Below are 19,508 nucleotides of genomic sequence, written 5' to 3' on the forward strand. Positions count from 1 at the left end.
GAGAGTGGTTGTGACGATGGAAAACAAGAACAAGCTCAAGCGCGGCTTGAGTACCCGACACATACGCTTTATGGCGTTGGGGTCGGCGATTGGTACGGGGCTGTTTTATGGTTCGGCTGACGCGATCAAGATGGCGGGGCCGAGCGTTCTGCTGGCCTATATTATCGGCGGTGTAGCGGCGTATATCATTATGCGCGCGCTGGGCGAAATGTCCGTTCATAATCCCGCTGCAAGTTCCTTTTCCCGTTACGCCCAGGACAACCTGGGGCCGCTGGCTGGCTATATAACCGGCTGGACCTACTGCTTTGAAATTCTGATTGTTGCCATCGCGGACGTCACCGCGTTCGGCATCTATATGGGCGTCTGGTTCCCCGCCGTGCCGCACTGGGTCTGGGTGCTCAGCGTGGTGCTGATCATCTGCTCCATCAACCTGATGAGCGTAAAAGTGTTCGGCGAGCTTGAATTCTGGTTCTCGTTCTTTAAAGTTGCCACCATCATCATCATGATTGCTGCCGGTATTGGTATTATCGTGTGGGGGATAGGTAACGGCGGCCAGGCGACGGGTATCCATAACCTGTGGACCAACGGCGGTTTCTTCAGCAACGGCTGGATTGGTATGATCATGTCGCTGCAGATGGTGATGTTCGCCTACGGCGGCATCGAAATCATCGGTATTACCGCGGGCGAAGCGAAAGATCCGCAGAAGTCGATTCCGCGCGCGATCAACTCCGTCCCGCTGCGTATTCTGGTGTTCTATGTGGGCACGCTGTTTGTCATTATGTCTATCTACCCGTGGGATCAGGTTGGCACCTCTGGCAGTCCGTTCGTACTCACTTTCCAGCATATGGGCATTACCATAGCGGCAGGTATTCTGAACTTTGTAGTTATCACCGCTTCTCTTTCTGCGATTAACAGCGACGTGTTCGGCGTAGGCCGCATGCTGCACGGCATGGCGGAGCAGGGCAGCGCACCGAAGGTGTTCGCTAAAACCTCCCGCAACGGCATTCCTTACGTCACCGTGCTGGTGATGAGCCTGGCCATGTTGCTGGCGGTGTACCTCAACTACATCATGCCGGAGAACGTCTTCCTGGTGATTGCTTCGCTGGCGACCTTCGCCACCGTGTGGGTGTGGATTATGATCCTGCTTTCGCAGATTGCCTTCCGCCGCAGGCTGTCGAAAGAAGAAGCCAAAGAGCTGAAGTTCCCGGTGCCGGGCGGCGTGGCGACCACGGTTGTCGGGCTGGTGTTCCTGGTGTTTATCATCGCGCTGATAGGCTGGCATCCGGATACCCGCATTTCGCTATACGTAGGCTGCGGCTGGATTGTGCTGCTGCTGATTGGCTGGATCTTTAAGCAGCGGCGGGCCGCTGCGCTTGCTGAAAACAGCTAATCCCGTCCAACCCCGCCGCTCTGGCGGGGTTTTTGTTGCGGGCTACCGTTAACCCTCTCCGCCCCCACTTTCCTCCCCCGAATTAGATGAGAATGATGAGTGACCCGGCCTGCGGCTGTGGCAAAGTGGCGTCAATTTTACGAATCGGGGAAGTTACTATGTTGAATGCCTGGCACCTTCCGGTTGCGCCATTTGTTCGGACACGCATAGACAAGCTGCATATCACCCTCTGGCTTGCCGGAGACGAGCAGCCGTCGCGCGTGGTGTTGCGCTGTGAGAAAGACAACGAAGAGACATCCGTCACCATGATGCGGCAGAAAAACGCGCCCTGTGAAGGGGTCGTTGCCTGGAACGGCGCGATCGAACTTACCAGCGGTCAGCCACGCCGCCGCTACAGCTTCAAGCTGCTGTGGCTTGACCACCAGCGCTGGTTCACGCCGCAGGGCTTCAGTCTTATCCCGCCTGCCCGTCTTGAACAATTTGCTTTTGACGCGCCGGATGAGGGGCCGCAGTGGGTGCAGGATCAGGTGTTCTACCAGATCTTTCCGGACCGCTTTGCCCGTAGCCAGCCGCGCCAGGCCGGGCAGGATCAGATTTACTATCACCACGCAGCGAAGCGGGAGATCATCCTGCGCGACTGGGATGAGCCGCTGACGGGAGAGGCGGGGGGATCGACGTTCTACGGCGGCGATCTGGACGGCATCAGCGAAAAACTGCCGTACCTGAAAAAGCTCGGCGTCACGGCGCTGTACCTCAACCCGGTGTTCACCGCGCCGAGCGTGCATAAATACGACACCCAGGACTATCGCCACGTGGACGCACAGTTCGGCGGCGATCGTGCTTTACTGCGGCTGCGCAAGAACACCCAGCAGCAGGGGATGCGCCTGGTACTGGACGGCGTTTTCAACCACAGCGGTGACACGCATCCGTGGTTTGATCGTCATCAGGCTGACGAGAGCGGGGCGTGTAATAACCCGCACTCGCCGTGGCGGGATTTCTATAGCTTCTCAGAGGAGGGGCGTGCGCTGGACTGGCTGGGCTATTCCAGCCTTCCGAAGCTCGACTATCGTTCGGAGTCGCTGGTCGAAGAAATTTATCAGGGCGAGGACAGCGTGGTGCGCCACTGGCTGCGGGAACCCTGGGGCATGGACGGCTGGCGGCTCGACGTGGTGCACATGCTGGGCGAGGAGGGTGGTGCGAAGAACAACCTGCTGCACGTCACCGGCATCACTAAAGCCGCGAAGGAAACCAGGCCGGACGCCTATATCCTCGGCGAACATTTCGGCGATGCGCGCCAGTGGCTTCAGGTGGATGCGGAGGACGCCGCGATGAACTACCGGGGCTTTACGTTCCCGGTCTGGGGCTTCCTTGCCAACACGGATATCTCCTACGATCCGCAGCATATCGATGCGCAAACCTGCATGACGTGGATGGACGAGTATCGTGCCAGCCTCTCGCACCAGCAGCAGCTGCGCATGTTTAACCAGCTCGACAGCCACGACACGGCGCGCTTTAAGTCGATCCTTGGCAAAGACGTTGCCCGTCTGCCGCTGGCCGTGGTCTGGCTGTACTGCTGGCCGGGCGTGCCCTGCGTCTATTATGGCGATGAAGTGGGGCTGGACGGCCATAACGATCCGTTCTGCCGCAAGCCTTTCCCGTGGCGCAAGGGCGATCAGGATCTTGAGCTGCTGGCGCTGTATCAGCGATTAGGCAAGCTGCGCCGCCAGAGCCGGGCGCTGCGCCAGGGCGGGTGCCAGGTGGTCTACGCCGAAGGTGACGTCGTGGTCTTCGTGCGCGTTTATCAGAACGAACGGGTGCTGGTAGCCATCAACCGTGGCGAGCAGCGTGAGGTGACACTGCCCTGGACGCCGCTGCTCAGCGGGAAAGCCTGGACTCAGCTGGAAGGCGAGGAGGTACTGAGCCTGAAGACGCTGGTGCTGCCAGCGGTTTCTTTCGCCGTGTGGCGCAGTTTGTAAGATCGAAAGGAAGACACTGCTCGGCGCTGTTTATCCTTTTCGGGGCCGGAGGTATTAAATTCTCCGGCCCGACTGTATTTATTATTAACAGTTTTAGCCTTTTATCAGACCGAATGAGAAAAGACGCAGTTTCGTAGTTTTGTTAAAGTTACGCCCCATAAAAAATAGGGTGAAGTACACTTCACTCTACTGTCTGTCTCATTGTCCCGGCAAAACCGGGGGTTATGACCGGTTGCGTCAAGGGGTTTGCATTGAATCGGCGGAAAACACAGGTTTTGCCACGGCTTACTGTCATTATCCACCTGTGTGGATTTTTGGTGTTTTTGTACAGCCTCTCTATGCTGCCGCCGATGCTGGTGGCGCTGGTCAATAAAGAGCGCAGCATGTTTGCGTTTTTGACCACCTTTGTGGTGTTCGCCTCCCTTGGCGGTGCCAGCTGGGCGATGACCCGGTGCAGCAATATCCAGCTCAAAACTCGTGACGGATTCGTTATTATCGTTCTGTTCTGGCTGCTATTTTCCCTGATAAGCGCACTGCCTTTCTGGTTGAATGCTGATGTACATATGCCGTTTGCGGACGCGCTGTTCGAAGGCGTGTCGGGTATAACTACGACCGGCGCTACGGTGCTTAATGACGTCAGCGATATTCCACGTTCCATGCTCTACTACCGGGCGCAGCTCAACTTCATTGGCGGTTTAGGCGTTATCGTTCTGGCGGTGGCCGTGCTGCCGCTGCTGGGCATTGGCGGCATGAAACTTTACCAGTCGGAAATGCCCGGGCCGTTCAAAGAAGAGCGTTTAACGCCGCGCCTGGCGGATACCTCAAAAAGCCTCTGGTTTACCTATCTGCTGCTTGGCCTGCTGTGTACCGTGAGCTTCCGCGCGGCGGGAATGCAGTGGTTTGATGCGCTTTGCCACGGGCTGTCGACGGTTTCTTTGGGCGGTTTTTCTACCCGCAACGAGAGCATTGGCTATTTCGACAGCAACGCAATAGAGATGGTGGCTGGCATTTTCTCGCTGCTGTCGGCGGTAAATTTTACCCTCTATTTCGTTGCCCTGAGCAAGTGGAGCCTGAAGCCATTTCGTAAGAATGCCGAGCTGAAATTCTTTTTGCTGGTTGTGGCGATTATTGCGCTGATCGCTTCACTTGAAGTCTACCGCGCGGGGATGTACAGCCTGTCTGATTCTTTCGTCCACGCATTCTTCCTTACCAGCTCGATGATTACGGATAATGGCCTTTCTACTGGGGATTACGCCCGCTGGCCGTCGCATACCATCGTGCTGCTGCTCAGCGCGAGCTTCTTCGGCGGCTGCGTAGGTTCCACGTGCGGGGGGATTAAGGCGCTGCGCGTGCTGATCCTCTTTAAGCAAAGCCGCCATGAGCTGCACCAGCTGGCACATCCAAGAGCGCTGTACAGCATTAAAGTGGGCGGGGCGCTAATTAATGACCGCGTTGTGCGTTCAGTTGGCAGCTTCTTCTTCCTCTACGCCGCCTGTACATTTTTCTTTATCTGGGCGCTGAATCTGATGGGCTATGACCTGCTCACCTCTTATGCTTCCGTCGCGGCCTGTATTAACAATATGGGGCTGGGTTTTGGCGAGACTGCGCAGGGTTTTGGCACGCTAAGCGACGGAGCGAAGTTTCTGCTTTGCTCGGCGATGCTGCTGGGGCGACTGGAAATCTATCCGGTGCTGATTTTGCTGTCACGGGTGTTCTGGCGGGCGTAAAACAAAAAAGGCCGCTTTCGCGGCCTTTCGTACAAAAACGTTAACGATTACAGCTTAGCAACGTTTTCGCTCAGGTATTTAGCAACGCCGTCCGGAGACGCGTTCATCCCTTCTTTGCCTTTCTCCCACTGAGCCGGGCACACTTCGCCGTGCTCTTCGTGGAACTGCAGCGCGTCAACCATGCGCAGCATTTCGTCGATATTACGGCCCAGCGGCAGGTCGTTAACAACCTGGTGGCGCACGATACCGGCTTTGTCGATCAGGAAGGAGCCACGCAGTGCAACGCCCGCTTCCGGGTGTTCGATACCGTAAGCTTTCTGGATTTCACGCTTAACGTCAGCAACCATCGCGTATTTCACTTCACCGATGCCGCCGTTCTCAACAGGGGTTTTACGCCATGCGTTGTGAACGAATTCGGAGTCAAAAGAAACACCAACGACTTCTACGCCACGCTTCTGGAACTCTTCGTAACGCTTGTCGAACGCGATCAGTTCAGACGGGCAGACGAAGGTGAAGTCCATTGGCCAGAAGAACACGACGGTTGGTTTACCGTTGGTGTGTGCTTTGAAGTTGAAGTTTTCAACGATTTCGCCACTGCCAAGTACGGCAGCTGCGGTAAAGTCAGGGGCTGGACGAGTAACCAGGACCATATGTACTCCTGTTAATTTTGTTAAAGTGAGTGTTAACGCAACGGGGGGGAGTATAGGGTTTGCGCTCCCTGCAACTCAAGCGCGCTGCGCCGATTAATCAGATAGGATTTGCCTATCAAAAAGCGAAAATTCCCAAAGCAGCCATCCAAAATAGCCCTTTTTTGTAAAAGGGCAAGAAGTTAATTGCCATCGTGGGACGGCTTACAAACTTTTTTGTGCGGCCTGTTCCATCATACGCGGGTAGAACTGCCAGAAAAGTGCTTCCAGCGCTTCATAGTGGGCATCCAGGTCCTGCCAGGAGGCTCGCAAAGCATCCAGTCTTGGTCTACGCGACGCCATGCCGTTGAGAACGTTAGCGATAAACGCCATGTCGCTGTAGCGCTCCATCCAGCGCTCATCCCAGAGATAGTTATTAAGATTAATAAAGCGCGGTGGGGTGTCGGCCAGGTGCGGGACGATATGCGAGCGAGCGTGGGCGATAAAATCAACCAGCTCGGTGTCTGGGGTCAGCTTTGCCCAGTGGCGCGAGACGAAATGATCCCACATGACATCCAGGGTAATCGGCGCTACCCGACGGGTTTCAGGACGAAACCACGCTTTGGCGAGCGTCACTTCAGGAAGCCGGTCAGTCAGCACGTCAACCCGGCGATGCATATAAATGCCCGCCACTATGTCGGGTGAAAAGCTGTCATCGGGATTACCGCGAACAAAATCTGCCAGCAGGTTGCCGAGCAGCGAACTTTCCGCAAGGCTGGCCAGATGTAGATGCGCGAGGAAATTCATAATTTTCTTTATCCGTATTGAGCTTTATGGCGGCATACTGGTTGCCAGCAGTGCCCCCTGGCACTAGACTGTACCGCCACTTTTTAAGTCTGAGTTTTAAAGCCATGCGTGTTGCCGATTTCTCCTTCGAACTGCCAGAGTCCCTGATTGCCCACTATCCGCAGGCAAGCCGCAGCGCCTGCCGTTTGCTGTCGCTCGACGGGCCGACAGGGGAGTTAACGCATGGCACTTTCACCGATCTGCTCGATAAGCTCAACCCCGGCGATCTGCTGGTCTTTAATAATACCCGCGTGATCCCCGCCCGTCTGTTTGGTCGTAAAGCCAGCGGCGGCAAGATTGAGGTGCTGGTCGAGCGCATGCTTGACGACAAGCGCATTCTCGCGCATATCCGCGCTTCTAAAGCCCCGAAGCCGGGCGCTGAACTGCTGCTGGGCGATGATGAAAGCGTACACGCCACCATGGTAGCGCGCCACGATGCCCTGTTCGAAGTGGAATTTAACGACGAGCGCAGCGTACTGGATATTCTGAACAGTATTGGCCATATGCCGCTGCCGCCGTATATCGATCGTCCTGATGAAGATGCGGATCGCGAGCTTTATCAGACCGTTTACAGTCAGAAACCGGGCGCGGTTGCTGCCCCAACAGCCGGTCTGCATTTCGATGAGCCTCTGCTGGAAGCGCTGCGTAATAAAGGCATCGAGCAGGCGTTTGTGACGCTGCACGTTGGTGCGGGCACGTTCCAGCCGGTGCGCGTGGACAGCATTGAAGACCACATCATGCATTCCGAATATGCGGAAGTGCCGCAGGAAGTTGTCGATGCCGTGCTGGCCTGCAAAGTACGCGGTAATCGGGTGATCGCCGTGGGCACCACGTCCGTTCGTTCGCTGGAAAGCGCCGCGCAGGCCGCAAAAAACGATCTGATTGAGCCGTTCTTCGGTGATACTCAAATCTTTATCTACCCAGGCTACCAGTACAGCGTCATCGATGCCCTGGTGACCAACTTCCACCTGCCTGAATCCACGCTTATCATGCTGGTGTCCGCCTTTGCAGGCTATAAACACACCATGAATGCCTATCAGGCGGCTGTAAATTCCGAATATCGCTTTTTTAGTTACGGTGATGCGATGTATATCACGTACAATCCTCAGGCTATTAATGAGCGCCCAGCCGCTTAGCAAGAAATTCCGCGCCGTCCGGTCAACCGGGCGGCGTTTTTGTCTTAATCATCAGACTGTTTCTCTGATGCTGGAGGAAATGTGAAATTTGAATTAGATACTACCGATGGTCGCGCTCGCCGTGGTCGCCTGGTGTTTGACCGTGGCGTGGTAGAAACCCCTGCGTTTATGCCGGTGGGTACCTACGGCACCGTTAAGGGCATGACGCCGGAAGAAGTGCAGGAAACCGGGGCGCAAATTATCCTCGGCAATACTTTCCACCTGTGGTTACGCCCGGGTCAGGAAATCATGAAGCTGCACGGCGATCTGCACGATTTTATGCAGTGGAAAGGCCCGATTCTGACTGACTCCGGCGGCTTCCAGGTCTTCAGCCTTGGGGATATCCGTAAGATCACCGAAGCGGGCGTGCATTTCCGCAACCCGATCAACGGCGACGCGATCTTCCTCGATCCAGAAAAATCCATGGAAATTCAGTACGATCTCGGTTCCGATATCGTGATGATTTTCGATGAGTGTACGCCATACCCGGCCGACTGGGATTATGCGAAGCGTTCTATGGAAATGTCCCTGCGCTGGGCGCAGCGCAGCCGCGATCGCTTTGATTCCCTTGGCAATAAAAATGCGCTTTTTGGCATCATTCAGGGTAGTGTTTACGAAGATTTACGAGATATCTCGGTAAAAGGTCTGGTAGAGATAGGCTTTGATGGCTACGCTGTCGGCGGCCTGGCTGTAGGTGAACCAAAGGACGACATGCACCGCATTCTGGAACATGTTTGCCCACAGATCCCTGCTGACAAGCCACGTTACCTTATGGGAGTCGGTAAACCGGAAGACCTGGTCGAAGGCGTCCGCCGCGGTATCGATATGTTTGACTGTGTTATGCCAACGCGTAACGCACGTAACGGTCATTTGTTTGTCACAGATGGCGTGGTGAAAATCCGTAACGCGAAGCACAAGGACGATACATCTCCGCTTGATGCTGAGTGTGATTGCTATACGTGTCGCAATTATTCACGTGCCTACTTGCATCATCTTGACCGTTGCAACGAAATACTCGGCGCGCGGCTCAATACCATTCATAATCTTCGCTACTACCAGCGCCTGATGGCTGGTTTACGCAAGGCTATTGAAGAGGGTAAATTAGAGCACTTCGTGACTGATTTTTACGAGCGGACAGGTAAGCCAGTTCCAGCTTTGAACGTCGATTAATTTTAATAATGAGGGAATTTTCATGAGCTTTTTCATTTCTGATGCGGTTGCTGCAACCGGTGCTCCAGCGCAGGGTAGCCCGTACTCTTTGATTCTGATGCTGGTGGTCTTTGGCCTGATCTTCTATTTCATGATCCTGCGTCCACAGCAAAAGCGTACTAAAGAGCACAAGAAACTGATGGACTCCATCGCCAAAGGTGATGAAGTGCTGACGACCGGTGGTCTGGTTGGGCGCGTAGCGAAAGTAGCTGACACTGGCTATATTTCTATCGCACTGAATGACACCACTGAAGTTGTTATCAAGCGTGATTTCGTAGCTGCCGTTCTGCCGAAAGGCACCATGAAGGCGCTGTAATATTCGATGTCCCTAAGGGAACTACTGTGTTAAACCGCTATCCTTTATGGAAGTACATCATGCTGGTCGTCGTCATTGTCGTCGGCCTGCTATACGCACTTCCCAACCTATATGGTGAGGATCCGGCAGTACAGATCACTGGCGCGCGCGGCATCGCCGCCAGTGAGCAAACGCTGATCCAGGTCCAGAACACCTTAAAAGAAGAAAAAATCGCCCCTAAGTCTGTGGCTTTGGAAGAGGGGGCGATTCTTGCACGCTTCGACACCACCGATACGCAGCTGCGCGCCCGTGAAGCGCTGATGGGCGTATTGGGCGACAAATATGTCGTGGCGCTTAACCTTGCACCGGCGACCCCTCGCTGGCTAACCATGATCTCCGCAGAGCCGATGAAACTCGGTCTTGACCTGCGCGGCGGCGTGCACTTCCTGATGGAAGTCGACATGGATACCGCGTTAAGCAAGCTGCAGGAACAAACCACTGAAGGTCTGCGTAGCGACCTGCGTGAGAAAGGCATTGCCTACACCAACGTGCGTAAAGCTGATAACTATGGTGTCGACATTCTCTTTCGTGATAGCGCAGCTCGTGATGCGGCCGTCTCTTACTTAGGCCCACGTCACCGCGATCTGGTTATCACTAACCAGGGCAATAACTCGCTGCGCGCCGTGATGTCCGATGCTCGTCTGAGCGAAGCGCGTGAATACGCCGTTCAGCAGAACATCAATATTCTGCGTAACCGTGTAAACCAGCTGGGTGTAGCTGAACCGCTGGTTCAACGTCAGGGTGCCGATCGCATCGTCGTAGAGCTGCCGGGTATTCAGGATACAGCGCGTGCGAAAGAGATCCTTGGCGCTACCGCGACGCTGGAATTCCGTCTGGTTAACACCAACGTAGACCAGTCTGCCGCCGCGTCTGGCCGCGTGCCGGGTGATTCGGAAGTGAAACAAACCCGTGAAGGTCAGCCGATTGTCATGTACAAGCGCGTGATCCTCACTGGTGACCACATCACCGACTCCACCTCAAGCACCGATGAGTACAATCAGGCTCAGGTTAATATCTCCCTGGACGGCGCTGGCGGTAACATCATGTCTAATTTCACCAAGGACAACATCGGCAAGCCGATGGCGACCCTTTTTGTGGAGTACAAAGACAGCGGTAAGAAAGATGCCACCGGTCGTGCGGTGCTGGTGAAACAGGAAGAAGTGATCAACGTGGCGAACATTCAGTCGCGTCTGGGCAACAGCTTCCGTATCACCGGGATAAGCAACGCGAATGAAGCTCGCCAGCTCTCTCTGCTGCTGCGTGCGGGTGCACTGATTGCGCCAATTCAGATTGTTGAAGAACGCACCATTGGCCCGACCCTGGGTATGGAAAATATCAAGCAGGGTCTGGAAGCGTGTCTGGCAGGCCTCGCGGTCTCCATCATCTTCATGCTTTTCTTCTACAAGAAGTTTGGCCTGATTGCGACCTCCGCGCTGCTGGTTAACCTCGTGCTGATTGTGGGCATCATGTCCCTGCTGCCGGGGGCGACGCTGACCATGCCGGGTATTGCGGGTATTGTCTTAACCCTTGCGGTAGCGGTCGATGCTAACGTACTGATAAACGAACGTATTAAGGAAGAGCTTAGTAACGGTCGGTCGGTACAGCAGGCCATCAACGAAGGTTATCAGGGCGCGTTCAGCTCCATCTTTGATGCCAACGTTACGACGCTAATCAAGGTCATCATCCTGTATGCCGTTGGCACCGGGGCAATTAAAGGCTTTGCGATCACGACCGGGATTGGTGTGGCGACGTCCATGTTTACCGCTATCGTCGGTACCCGTGCCATCGTAAACCTGTTGTACGGCGGCAAACGCATCAACAAGCTGTCTATCTGAGGAGTGCGTTGTGGCACAGGAATATACTGTTGAACAATTAAACCACGGTCGTAGAGTCTATGACTTTATGCGCTGGGATTACTGGGCTTTCGGCATCTCCGGATTCCTGCTGATCATCTCCGTGGTGATTATCGGTGTGAAGGGCTTCAACTGGGGCCTGGATTTCACCGGTGGTACGGTCATCGAAATCTCGCTGGAAAAACCAGCGGATCTAGACCAGATGCGCGAAGCGCTGGAGAAAGCGGGCTTTGCTGAGCCGCTGGTCCAGAACTTCGGCAGCAGCCGTGACATCATGGTGCGCATGCCACCTGCACAAGGGGAAACCGGCGGGCAGGTGCTGGGCAGCAAGGTCGTTAGCGTGATCAATGCGGCAACCAGTCAGGATGCTGCGGTTAAGCGTATCGAGTTTGTGGGGCCAAGCGTGGGTGCCGATCTGGCGCAGAACGGTGCAATGGCACTGCTCGTTGCGCTGATCTCCATTCTGGTATACGTCGGGTTCCGCTTCGAGTGGCGTCTGGCAGCCGGTGTGGTTATCTCGCTGGCGCACGACGTGATCATCACCATGGGCGTGCTGTCGCTGTTCCACATCGAAGTCGACTTAACCATCGTTGCTTCTTTGATGTCGGTTATCGGTTACTCGCTTAACGACAGCATCGTGGTATCTGACCGTATTCGTGAGAACTTCCGCAAGATCCGCCGCGGCACGCCTTACGAAATCTTTAACGTGTCGTTGACCCAGACGCTGCACCGTACGTTGATTACATCCGGGACGACCTTAGTGGTGATCCTGATGCTGTATCTCTTCGGCGGCGCGATGCTGAAAGGCTTCTCCCTGACCATGCTTATCGGTGTGGCTATCGGTACGGCCTCTTCAATCTACGTGGCGTCCGCACTGGCGCTGAAGCTGGGCATGAAGCGTGAGCACATGCTGCAGCAGAAAGTCGAGAAAGAAGGCGCGGACCAGCCGTCCATTCTGCCTTAAGATTGTTAAGTCAGATAAAAACCGCAGCCATTGTGCTGCGGTTTTTTTTCGCCAGGTTAAAGCGTAGGGGGATGAGCGCGAGCGTTTTCCCCAGTTGGCGGTTGATGTGTCGGATGATGCTGCGCTTATCCGACCTACGACAGGTTTTTTTGTAGGGTGGATAAGCGTAAGCGCCATCCACCGTTTGTTGTCAGGCATAAAAAAAGCCAGCTCAAATGAGCCGGCTTATCACTTTTTAGCGGATTAGAAGTTATAACCCACAACCAGGTAACCACCCCAGCCGGTAGAGCGCACGCTGAAATCACCGTTGCCGAAGTTCAGGCTTGCGTCATCGTTCCACTGTCCGCCGTTATGCCAGTAACGCGCGACAACGGAGTAGTGCCAGTGATCGTAGTTCAGGGCAAGGATGTGGCTGGACGCGATGGAGTTGCTGGTACGCGCGTGATGCCCGTTGTTGTCAATGAAGTTGTCATCGCCGAGATCGGAACCCCAGTCGAAGTTGGTGAAGCCGATGTAGCTCAGGTTACCGCCCCACAGGGTAGTAATCGGCACGAAGTACTTCACTTTGAAGCGATAGCCGTCCCACTGGTTTTCGTTGGACGCGCCGTAGTTCTGCCACTGATATTTGGCATAGACGTTCAGGGACAGGCTCATCGGCAGACCGGTATCGATATCTGTGCCCAGACCCATGTACCAGGTGTTCTGCTTGCTGGCGTCATCGCCGTGAGCACCCATATCGTAGATATAGTTGTTGGCGATGTACCACTCTTTAAACGGGCCAAACGCCAGGCTGGTGCCGGTCAGTTTGTCGATAGAGAAGCGCGGTTCGATCTCCATGAACATGCGTGAACCGTCATCCCAGATACCTTTGTCGTTGCCGTTGCCCCAGCCAAAGGTTTTTGGAATATCGATGTAGCCGTAGAAGTCGAACCAGTCTTTCTTGGCAAAGGCTTCGTATTCCAGATACACGTCATTGGTCAGCTGTGGTCCGAAACGGGTGTGATAGCTGCCCACCACGTTAACGCTCTGGTGCCACCAGTCAGACAGATATTCGCTGTTTTTCGTCTCTTGCGCACTTGCTGAGAAGGAGCTTGAAAGTGCCAGAACGGTGCCGGCCGCCAGAATAATTTTTTTCATATTATTTGCCACTGTTTTATATGTTCCCGTGAGAGGAGAGGTGACTCATTCACCCGAAGCCATCAACCATTCAGCTGGTTTTTAATTGGCGCGCCTATTATAGAAATCCATGCTCACAAAAATATGTTTAATTTCACATTATCGTCATATACGTAATCGATTGCGTTCACGTTTGCACACATCAAAAACGGCGCGATTGTACCTGTCTCGGGAAATTAAGCTATTGGGCATCGTATTGTTACAATTAAATGTGATGAATATCACGTTGTGCGGCGGGGAAGGTGTAACAGAGTATCTGGCGTTTTGACGTTTTCTGTTGGATGACGCTGCGCTTACCCACCCTACGAATTGAAGAGTGTCACCGGTCGGATAAGCGCAGCGTCATCCGGCAAAATCTGCACTACTGCTGAGGCTGAATATCATGAATACGTACAAAGCCCAGCTGCTCTGGCGTGATGCCCGGCAGAAGCAGCGGGATCGTCACGTCGCTCGGAGCCAGCACGCTGGCAGGTGCTTCAATCTGCTGGTTCTGTACATTCACTTCCTGATAGTTATCCGTGGTGCCCTGAATCCGGCCCCATTCAACTTTGCCGCTAAACGCCGGCAGCGGATCGTTGGACTCGCCTTTAATTTTAAGCGTGGCGCGCGTTCCGTTGGCCTCCGCCGCGACGTTGCTCAAAGACATCCGCAGATTACCCAGCTGGCTGTTCAGGCGAGCAGGCGTATTTGAGCCAGGCAGCAAATAGACGCCGGTGGTGGATTTAGCGTTCAGGGCGTTCTGCTGCGTCAGCTTTACGGTTTGATCGCCAAGCTTATTCATTAGCTGGGTGAGCGAGCCGACCTCCTGTTTCATCTGGCGCACTTCGGTTTGCTGGGCGCAGGCGGTCAGGCTCATCAGGCTGCCCACCAGGAAAATTCTTAAGTAAGTCTTTGTCATAATTAATAATTCCTTGTTTATCATTCCCGATTTAAGCGTAGTTCTCCATGGATGAAAAGTCATATTTCATGCCTGCCGGGGTCGTTACCTTTGTACTCCTGCGACTTCGCGGTAAACTATTGCCCAATTGACTAATCCCTCAGGACGCGCCATGCATTGCCCATTCTGTTTCGCAGTAGACACCAAAGTGATCGACTCCCGTCTTGTTGGCGAAGGTTCCTCTGTACGTCGCCGTCGCCAGTGCCTGGTCTGCCATGAGCGCTTTACCACTTTTGAAGTGGCGGAGCTGGTGATGCCACGTGTGGTGAAGAGTAACGATGTGCGCGAGCCGTTTAACGAAGACAAACTGCGCAGCGGAATCCTGAAGGCCCTGGAAAAACGTCCGGTCAGCTCGGACGACGTCGAAATGGCGGTCAACCACATCAAATCGCAGCTGCGCGGTACCGGCGAGCGGGAAGTGCCGAGCAAAATGATCGGCAACCTGGTGATGGAACAGCTGAAGAAACTCGATAAAGTGGCCTATATCCGCTTTGCATCGGTCTATCGCAGCTTTGAAGATATTAAAGAGTTCGGCGAAGAAATCGCCCGTTTACAGGACTGAGCAAGATGCCGCTTGACGAAAAGTTTATGGCGCGCGCGTTGCAGCTGGCAAAACGTGGCCGCTTTACCACGATGCCCAACCCGAATGTTGGCTGCGTGATTGCTAAAGATGGCGTAATCGTTGGCGAAGGTTTTCACTTTCGCGCCGGGGAACCGCACGCGGAGGTTCACGCGCTGCGCATGGCCGGTGACAAAGCTCGCGGCGCTACGGCTTATGTGACGCTAGAACCGTGCAGCCACCATGGTCGCACGCCGCCATGCTGCGACGCCCTGATTACTGCTGGCGTAACGCGAGTCGTGGCCGCGATGCAGGATCCTAATCCGCAGGTTGCCGGGCGCGGTTTATACCGACTGCAGCAGGCGGGAATTGAAGTCAGCCATGGTCTGATGATGAACGAGGCCGAAGCGTTAAACCGTGGCTTCCTTAAGCGCATGCGCACGGGGTTCCCCTTTATCCAGCTCAAGCTGGGTGCCTCGCTGGATGGCCGTACCGCAATGGCCAGCGGCGAAAGCCAGTGGATTACTTCTCCGCAATCCCGCCGTGATGTGCAGCGCCTGCGTGCGCAAAGCGCCGCGATTCTCAGCAGCAGCGCCACCGTGCTGGCAGACAATCCTTCCTTGACCGTTCGCTGGCCGGAACTTGATGAGGCGACGCAGGCGGTCTATACCGAAGAGAACCTTCGTCAGCCGACGCGAATTATCCTTGACCGCGAGAACCGCGTGACGCCAGAGCACAAAATCATTGCCCAGCCGGGTGAAACCTGGCTTGCCCGCAGCGCGGCAGACGAACAAGCCTGGCCGGACGGCGTGGAGCAATTTATCGTGCCTCAGCACAACGGTCATCTGGATCTGGTGGTGATGATGATGCTGCTTGGTAAGCGCCAGATAAACTCCGTGTGGGTAGAGGCGGGCGCTACGCTAGGCGGCGCGCTCCTCCAGGCGGGCCTGGTCGATGAACTGATTGTCTACGTTGCGCCTAAGCTTTTGGGTAACGATGCTCGCGGTCTGTGCCAGCTGCCGGGCCTCGAAAAATTAGCCGATGTGCCTGAGTTTGCGTTCAGCAAAGTCCGCCAGATTGGCCCGGATTTATGCTTGCATCTGACCCCGCGTTATTAGCGGCAGAAACGTAAGCAGACGCCAAAAGATTATGATAAAATCCGCCCCCCTGCGGGGCCAAACAGAACCCGTAAAGGAAGAATATGAACATTATTGAAGCAGCCGTTGCTACTCCAGACGCTCGCGTCGCCATCACCATCGCGCGTTTTAACAACTTCATCAATGACAGCCTGCTGGATGGCGCAATCGACGCCCTGAAGCGTATTGGTCAGGTTAAAGATGACAACATTACCGTAGTCTGGGTGCCGGGTGCTTATGAACTGCCGCTGGCCGCAGACGCGCTGGCGAAAACCGGTCGTTACGACGCCGTGGTTGCGCTGGGTACGGTTATCCGTGGTGGGACTGCCCACTTTGAGTATGTTGCTGGCGGTGCCAGTAACGGCCTGGCTCACGTAGCCCAGGACAGCGGTATTCCGGTCGCCTTTGGCGTGCTGACCACCGAAAGTATTGAACAAGCCATCGAACGTGCTGGTACCAAAGCCGGTAACAAAGGTGCAGAAGCTGCGCTGACCGCGCTTGAAATGATTAATGTATTGAAAGCCATCAAGGCCTGATTTTTTGTAAGGGGAAATCTGTGAAACCTGCTGCTCGTCGCCGTGCCCGTGAGTGTGCCGTTCAGGCGCTTTACTCCTGGCAGTTATCTCGCAACGACATCTCCGATGTCGAATACCAGTTCCTGGCGGAACAGGACGTCAAAGACGTTGACGTTAACTACTTCCGCGAACTGCTGAGCGGGGTGGCTACTAACAGCGCGTATCTGGATGGGCTGATGAAGCCTTACCTGTCTCGTCAGCTCGAAGAGCTGGGCCAGGTAGAAAAAGCGGTTCTGCGTATCGCACTGTTTGAACTGTCTAAGCGTGATGACGTGCCTTATAAGGTGGCGATTAACGAAGCCATCGAACTGGCAAAAACCTTCGGTGCCGAAGACAGCCACAAGTTCGTCAACGGTGTGCTCGATAAAGCCGCTCCGCAAATCCGTCCCCACAGAAAATAATCTCCACTAAGGCCGGTAAATCCGGCCTTCATCTTTTAGAGGCATAACGCATGGCATGCGGTGAGTTTTCCCTGATTGCCCGTTATTTTGATCGCGTAAGAAGTTCTCGTCGTGATGTCGACACTGGTATTGGTGACGATTGTGCTCTTCTCAGCGTTGCGGAAAAGCAGCAGCTGGCGATCAGTACCGATACGCTCGTCTCAGGGATTCACTTCCTGGCGGATATCGAACCTGGCGATCTGGGCTACAAAGCACTGGCTGTTAACTTAAGCGATCTGGCCGCTATGGGCGCCGATCCTGCCTGGTTGACGCTGGCTATTACCCTTCCTGAAGTCGATGAAAGCTGGCTCGAGGCCTTCAGCGACAGCCTGTTTGAACAACTCGATTACTACGATATGCAGCTGATCGGCGGCGACACGACGCGTGGACCGCTCTCGATGACGCTGGGTATCCACGGCCTGGTGCCGACCGGACGTGCACTTAAGCGCAGCGGCGCCCGACCTGGCGACTGGATTTACGTCACCGGCACGCCGGGCGACAGCGCGGCAGGGCTGGCGATTCTGCAAAACCGTCTTGCTGTGGCAGACGAAAAACAGGCGGACTATCTGGTGAAGCGCCATTTACGCCCTAAGCCTCGTGTCTTACACGGCCAGGCGCTGCGCGATCTGGCAAGCAGCGCCATCGATCTTTCCGATGGGCTGATTTCCGATCTCGGTCATATCCTTAAAGCGAGCGACTGCGGTGCGCGCATCACGCTGGATACCTTCCCGTACTCAGAGGCTATGCTGGCAAACGTTGATGCAGAGCAGGCGCTGAGCTGGGCGCTCTCCGGCGGCGAAGATTACGAGCTATGCTTCACCGTACCGGAACTTAACCGCGGCGCGCTGGATGTCGCTATCGGCAATTTAGGCGTGCCGTTTACCTGCATCGGTCAGATTGGCGCGGCGTCAGAAGGGCTTCAGTTCTTCGTCGACGGCAAGTCTGCGGACGTGAATTTAAAAGGATACGACCACTTTGCCTCGCTCTAAAGATGTTGCGAAAAGCCGTCTGAACCTGCGCAACCCGTGGCACCTGTTAGCCACCGGTTTTGGCAGTGGCTTGAGTCCGATTATGCCGGGTACCGCGGGGTCGCTTGCGGCGATCCCATTCTGGTATCTGTTGACGTTTTTGCCGTGGCAGCTCTACTCCATGGTGATAATGCTCGGCATCTGTATCGGTGTTTACCTGTGCCACCAGACCGCACGCGATATGGGCGTTCATGACCACGGCAGCATCGTGTGGGATGAGTTCCTCGGCATGTGGATAACGCTGATGGCGCTGCCGATCAATGACTGGCGCTGGGTTGCTGCGGGCTTTGTGATCTTCCGTATTCTGGATATCTGGAAGCCGTGGCCGATCCGCTGGTTCGATCGCAACGTCCACGGCGGGATGGGGATCATGGTCGACGATATCATCGCAGGGGTGATCGCCGCGGGCATTATCTATGTGATTGGTCACCACTGGCCGATTGGGCTGATTTAAGTGGTGGACGACGCTGCGCTTTTTCACCTGATCGTAGGTCGAATAAGCGCAGCGTCATCCGACTAAAATCACTTAAATCCCGCGACCTTATGAGGCTGATAAGGCGTTTCCAGCTCGGCAATCTCTTCCGGTTTTAGCGTAATATCCACCGCCCCCAGTAAATCATCCAGCTGATGCTCACGCGACACGCCAATAATCGGCGCGGCAATGCCCGGTTTGCTCAGTAGCCACGCCAGCGCGATCTGCGCCCGGGAAGCATTTCTTTCCGCCGCTACGTTTGCCAGCCGCTCTGCAATCACCGCGTCGTTCTGCCTTGTTTCCTCGCTCTCCTCGTAAAGCGTTTTACCGACCTTATCGGAGACGGATCGGGCGGTGGTATCGCCCCACGGGCGGGTCAACTTGCCGCGCGCCAATGGGCTCCAGGGTATAACCGCCACGCCTTGCTCGTAGCACAGCGGCAGCATATCCAGCTCTTCTTCGCGATAGATCAGGTTGTAGTGATCCTGCATGGTCACGAAACGCGCCCAGACGTGCCGATCCTGCAGGGCCAGCGCCTGGGCAAACTGCGCGCTGTGCATGGAAGAGGCACCGATATAGCGCGCCTTGCCCGCTTTCACCACGTCGTTCAGGGCTTCGAGAGTCTCTTCGATTGGCGTGTCGTAGTCCCAGCGGTGGATTTGCAGCAGATCGACATAGTCGGTGCCAAGGCGCTGAAGGCTGTCGTCAATGGAACGCAGAATCTGACTGCGGGACAGCCCCTGCGGCAGATCGCCAACCGGGTAATAGACCTTGGTCGCCAGCACGACATCCTCCCGGCGGGCGAAATCTTTCAGCGCGCGCCCGACAATCTCTTCGCTGCTACCGTCAGAATAGCTGTTGGCGGTATCAAAGAAATTAATGCCGTTATCGATAGCGTGTTTGATGATAAGGCGGCTGCTCTCTTCCGGCAGCGTCCAGGCGTGATTTCCCCTGTCCGGCTCGCCAAAGGTCATGCAGCCGAGGCAAAGACGGGAAACCCGGAGGTCGGTTTTGCCTAAGGTGTTGTATTGCATGCTTCCACTCCTGCTTATGTTTGTAGGTTA

Annotated in this window: 19 protein-coding genes; 14 read left to right on the forward strand and 5 right to left on the reverse strand. The window is 55.2% G+C overall.

What is annotated here, in order from left to right; genetic code table 11:
- Window positions 1-16: 16 nt before the first annotated feature.
- The 3 genes from proY (at window position 17) to ACA108_05070 (ending at window position 5,093) form a co-directional block, all read left to right on the forward strand.
- Complete coding sequence (gene proY, locus ACA108_05060; protein XEX96908.1) at window positions 17-1,390, forward strand: proline-specific permease ProY; 1,374 nt, start codon at window positions 17-19, stop codon at window positions 1,388-1,390.
- A gap of 158 nt (window positions 1,391-1,548) precedes the next feature.
- Complete coding sequence (malZ, locus tag ACA108_05065; GenBank protein XEX96909.1) at window positions 1,549-3,366, forward strand: maltodextrin glucosidase; 1,818 nt, start codon at window positions 1,549-1,551, stop codon at window positions 3,364-3,366.
- A gap of 224 nt (window positions 3,367-3,590) precedes the next feature.
- A complete protein-coding gene (locus ACA108_05070) occupies window positions 3,591-5,093 on the forward strand; it encodes a TrkH family potassium uptake protein (GenBank protein XEX96910.1) in 1,503 nt (500 codons plus the stop codon).
- Between the two features lie 47 nt (window positions 5,094-5,140).
- Here the strand turns inward: ACA108_05070 and ACA108_05075 are convergent, their stop codons facing one another.
- Both ACA108_05075 and acpH read right to left on the reverse strand, forming a co-directional pair.
- Window positions 5,141-5,743, reverse strand: a complete 603-nt coding sequence (locus tag ACA108_05075; GenBank protein ID XEX96911.1) for a peroxiredoxin C — start codon at window positions 5,741-5,743, stop codon at window positions 5,141-5,143.
- A 201-nt stretch (window positions 5,744-5,944) separates the two neighbouring features.
- Window positions 5,945-6,526, reverse strand: a complete 582-nt coding sequence (gene acpH / locus ACA108_05080) for an ACP phosphodiesterase (protein XEX96912.1) — start codon at window positions 6,524-6,526, stop codon at window positions 5,945-5,947.
- A 104-nt stretch (window positions 6,527-6,630) separates the two neighbouring features.
- On the opposite strand from acpH, the gene queA reads away from it, so the two are divergent.
- The 5 genes from queA to secF all read left to right on the forward strand — a co-directional run bounded on the left by queA (window position 6,631) and on the right by secF (window position 12,121).
- On the forward strand, window positions 6,631-7,701 hold the full coding sequence (gene queA / locus ACA108_05085) for a tRNA preQ1(34) S-adenosylmethionine ribosyltransferase-isomerase QueA (GenBank protein XEX96913.1): 1,071 nt from the start codon (window positions 6,631-6,633) through the stop codon (window positions 7,699-7,701).
- Between the two features lie 81 nt (window positions 7,702-7,782).
- Window positions 7,783-8,910: a tRNA guanosine(34) transglycosylase Tgt gene (tgt, locus tag ACA108_05090; GenBank protein ID XEX96914.1), complete on the forward strand. Its 1,128-nt coding sequence runs from the start codon at window positions 7,783-7,785 to the stop codon at window positions 8,908-8,910.
- 22 nt (window positions 8,911-8,932) lie between these two features.
- Window positions 8,933-9,265 (forward strand): preprotein translocase subunit YajC, encoded by a 333-nt coding sequence (gene yajC, locus ACA108_05095; GenBank protein XEX96915.1) that lies wholly within the window; start codon window positions 8,933-8,935, stop codon window positions 9,263-9,265.
- Window positions 9,266-9,291: 26 nt separating this feature from the next.
- Complete coding sequence (secD, locus tag ACA108_05100; GenBank protein ID XEX96916.1) at window positions 9,292-11,139, forward strand: protein translocase subunit SecD; 1,848 nt, start codon at window positions 9,292-9,294, stop codon at window positions 11,137-11,139.
- Between the two features lie 10 nt (window positions 11,140-11,149).
- The gene (gene secF / locus ACA108_05105; GenBank protein ID XEX96917.1) at window positions 11,150-12,121 is read left to right on the forward strand and encodes a protein translocase subunit SecF; all 972 of its coding nucleotides are present in this window, start codon (window positions 11,150-11,152) and stop codon (window positions 12,119-12,121) included.
- A 243-nt stretch (window positions 12,122-12,364) separates the two neighbouring features.
- Here the strand turns inward: secF and ACA108_05110 are convergent, their stop codons facing one another.
- On the reverse strand, window positions 12,365-13,258 hold the full coding sequence (locus ACA108_05110; protein XEX96918.1) for a nucleoside-specific channel-forming protein Tsx: 894 nt from the start codon (window positions 13,256-13,258) through the stop codon (window positions 12,365-12,367).
- Window positions 13,259-13,658: 400 nt separating this feature from the next.
- A complete protein-coding gene (locus ACA108_05115; GenBank protein ID XEX96919.1) occupies window positions 13,659-14,195 on the reverse strand; it encodes a DUF3251 domain-containing protein in 537 nt (178 codons plus the stop codon).
- A gap of 151 nt (window positions 14,196-14,346) precedes the next feature.
- Between ACA108_05115 and nrdR the strand changes: the two genes are divergently transcribed.
- From nrdR to pgpA, 6 genes are all read left to right on the forward strand, one after another.
- Window positions 14,347-14,796 carry a transcriptional regulator NrdR gene (gene nrdR / locus ACA108_05120; protein ID XEX96920.1) on the forward strand — a complete coding sequence of 150 codons (450 nt, stop codon included), beginning with the start codon at window positions 14,347-14,349 and terminating at the stop codon, window positions 14,794-14,796.
- A 5-nt stretch (window positions 14,797-14,801) separates the two neighbouring features.
- Window positions 14,802-15,911, forward strand: coding sequence for a bifunctional diaminohydroxyphosphoribosylaminopyrimidine deaminase/5-amino-6-(5-phosphoribosylamino)uracil reductase RibD (ribD, locus tag ACA108_05125; GenBank protein ID XEX96921.1), 1,110 nt, complete (start codon window positions 14,802-14,804; stop codon window positions 15,909-15,911).
- Between the two features lie 83 nt (window positions 15,912-15,994).
- A complete protein-coding gene (gene ribE, locus ACA108_05130) occupies window positions 15,995-16,465 on the forward strand; it encodes a 6,7-dimethyl-8-ribityllumazine synthase (GenBank protein ID XEX96922.1) in 471 nt (156 codons plus the stop codon).
- A gap of 20 nt (window positions 16,466-16,485) precedes the next feature.
- On the forward strand, window positions 16,486-16,905 hold the full coding sequence (gene nusB / locus ACA108_05135) for a transcription antitermination factor NusB (GenBank protein XEX96923.1): 420 nt from the start codon (window positions 16,486-16,488) through the stop codon (window positions 16,903-16,905).
- A 50-nt stretch (window positions 16,906-16,955) separates the two neighbouring features.
- Entirely contained in the window at window positions 16,956-17,933 is a 978-nt protein-coding gene (gene thiL, locus ACA108_05140; protein XEX96924.1) for a thiamine-phosphate kinase, read from the forward strand.
- Window positions 17,920-18,426, forward strand: a complete 507-nt coding sequence (pgpA, locus tag ACA108_05145) for a phosphatidylglycerophosphatase A (protein XEX96925.1) — start codon at window positions 17,920-17,922, stop codon at window positions 18,424-18,426. The genes thiL and pgpA overlap by 14 nt, the downstream gene beginning before the upstream one ends.
- Before the next feature lie 68 nt (window positions 18,427-18,494).
- Here the strand turns inward: pgpA and ACA108_05150 are convergent, their stop codons facing one another.
- Window positions 18,495-19,478 (reverse strand): aldo/keto reductase, encoded by a 984-nt coding sequence (locus ACA108_05150; GenBank protein XEX96926.1) that lies wholly within the window; start codon window positions 19,476-19,478, stop codon window positions 18,495-18,497.
- Window positions 19,479-19,508 lie beyond the last annotated feature (30 nt).

Source organism: Dryocola sp. LX212 (assembly GCA_041504365.1).
Taxonomy (GTDB): Bacteria; Pseudomonadota; Gammaproteobacteria; order Enterobacterales; family Enterobacteriaceae; genus Dryocola.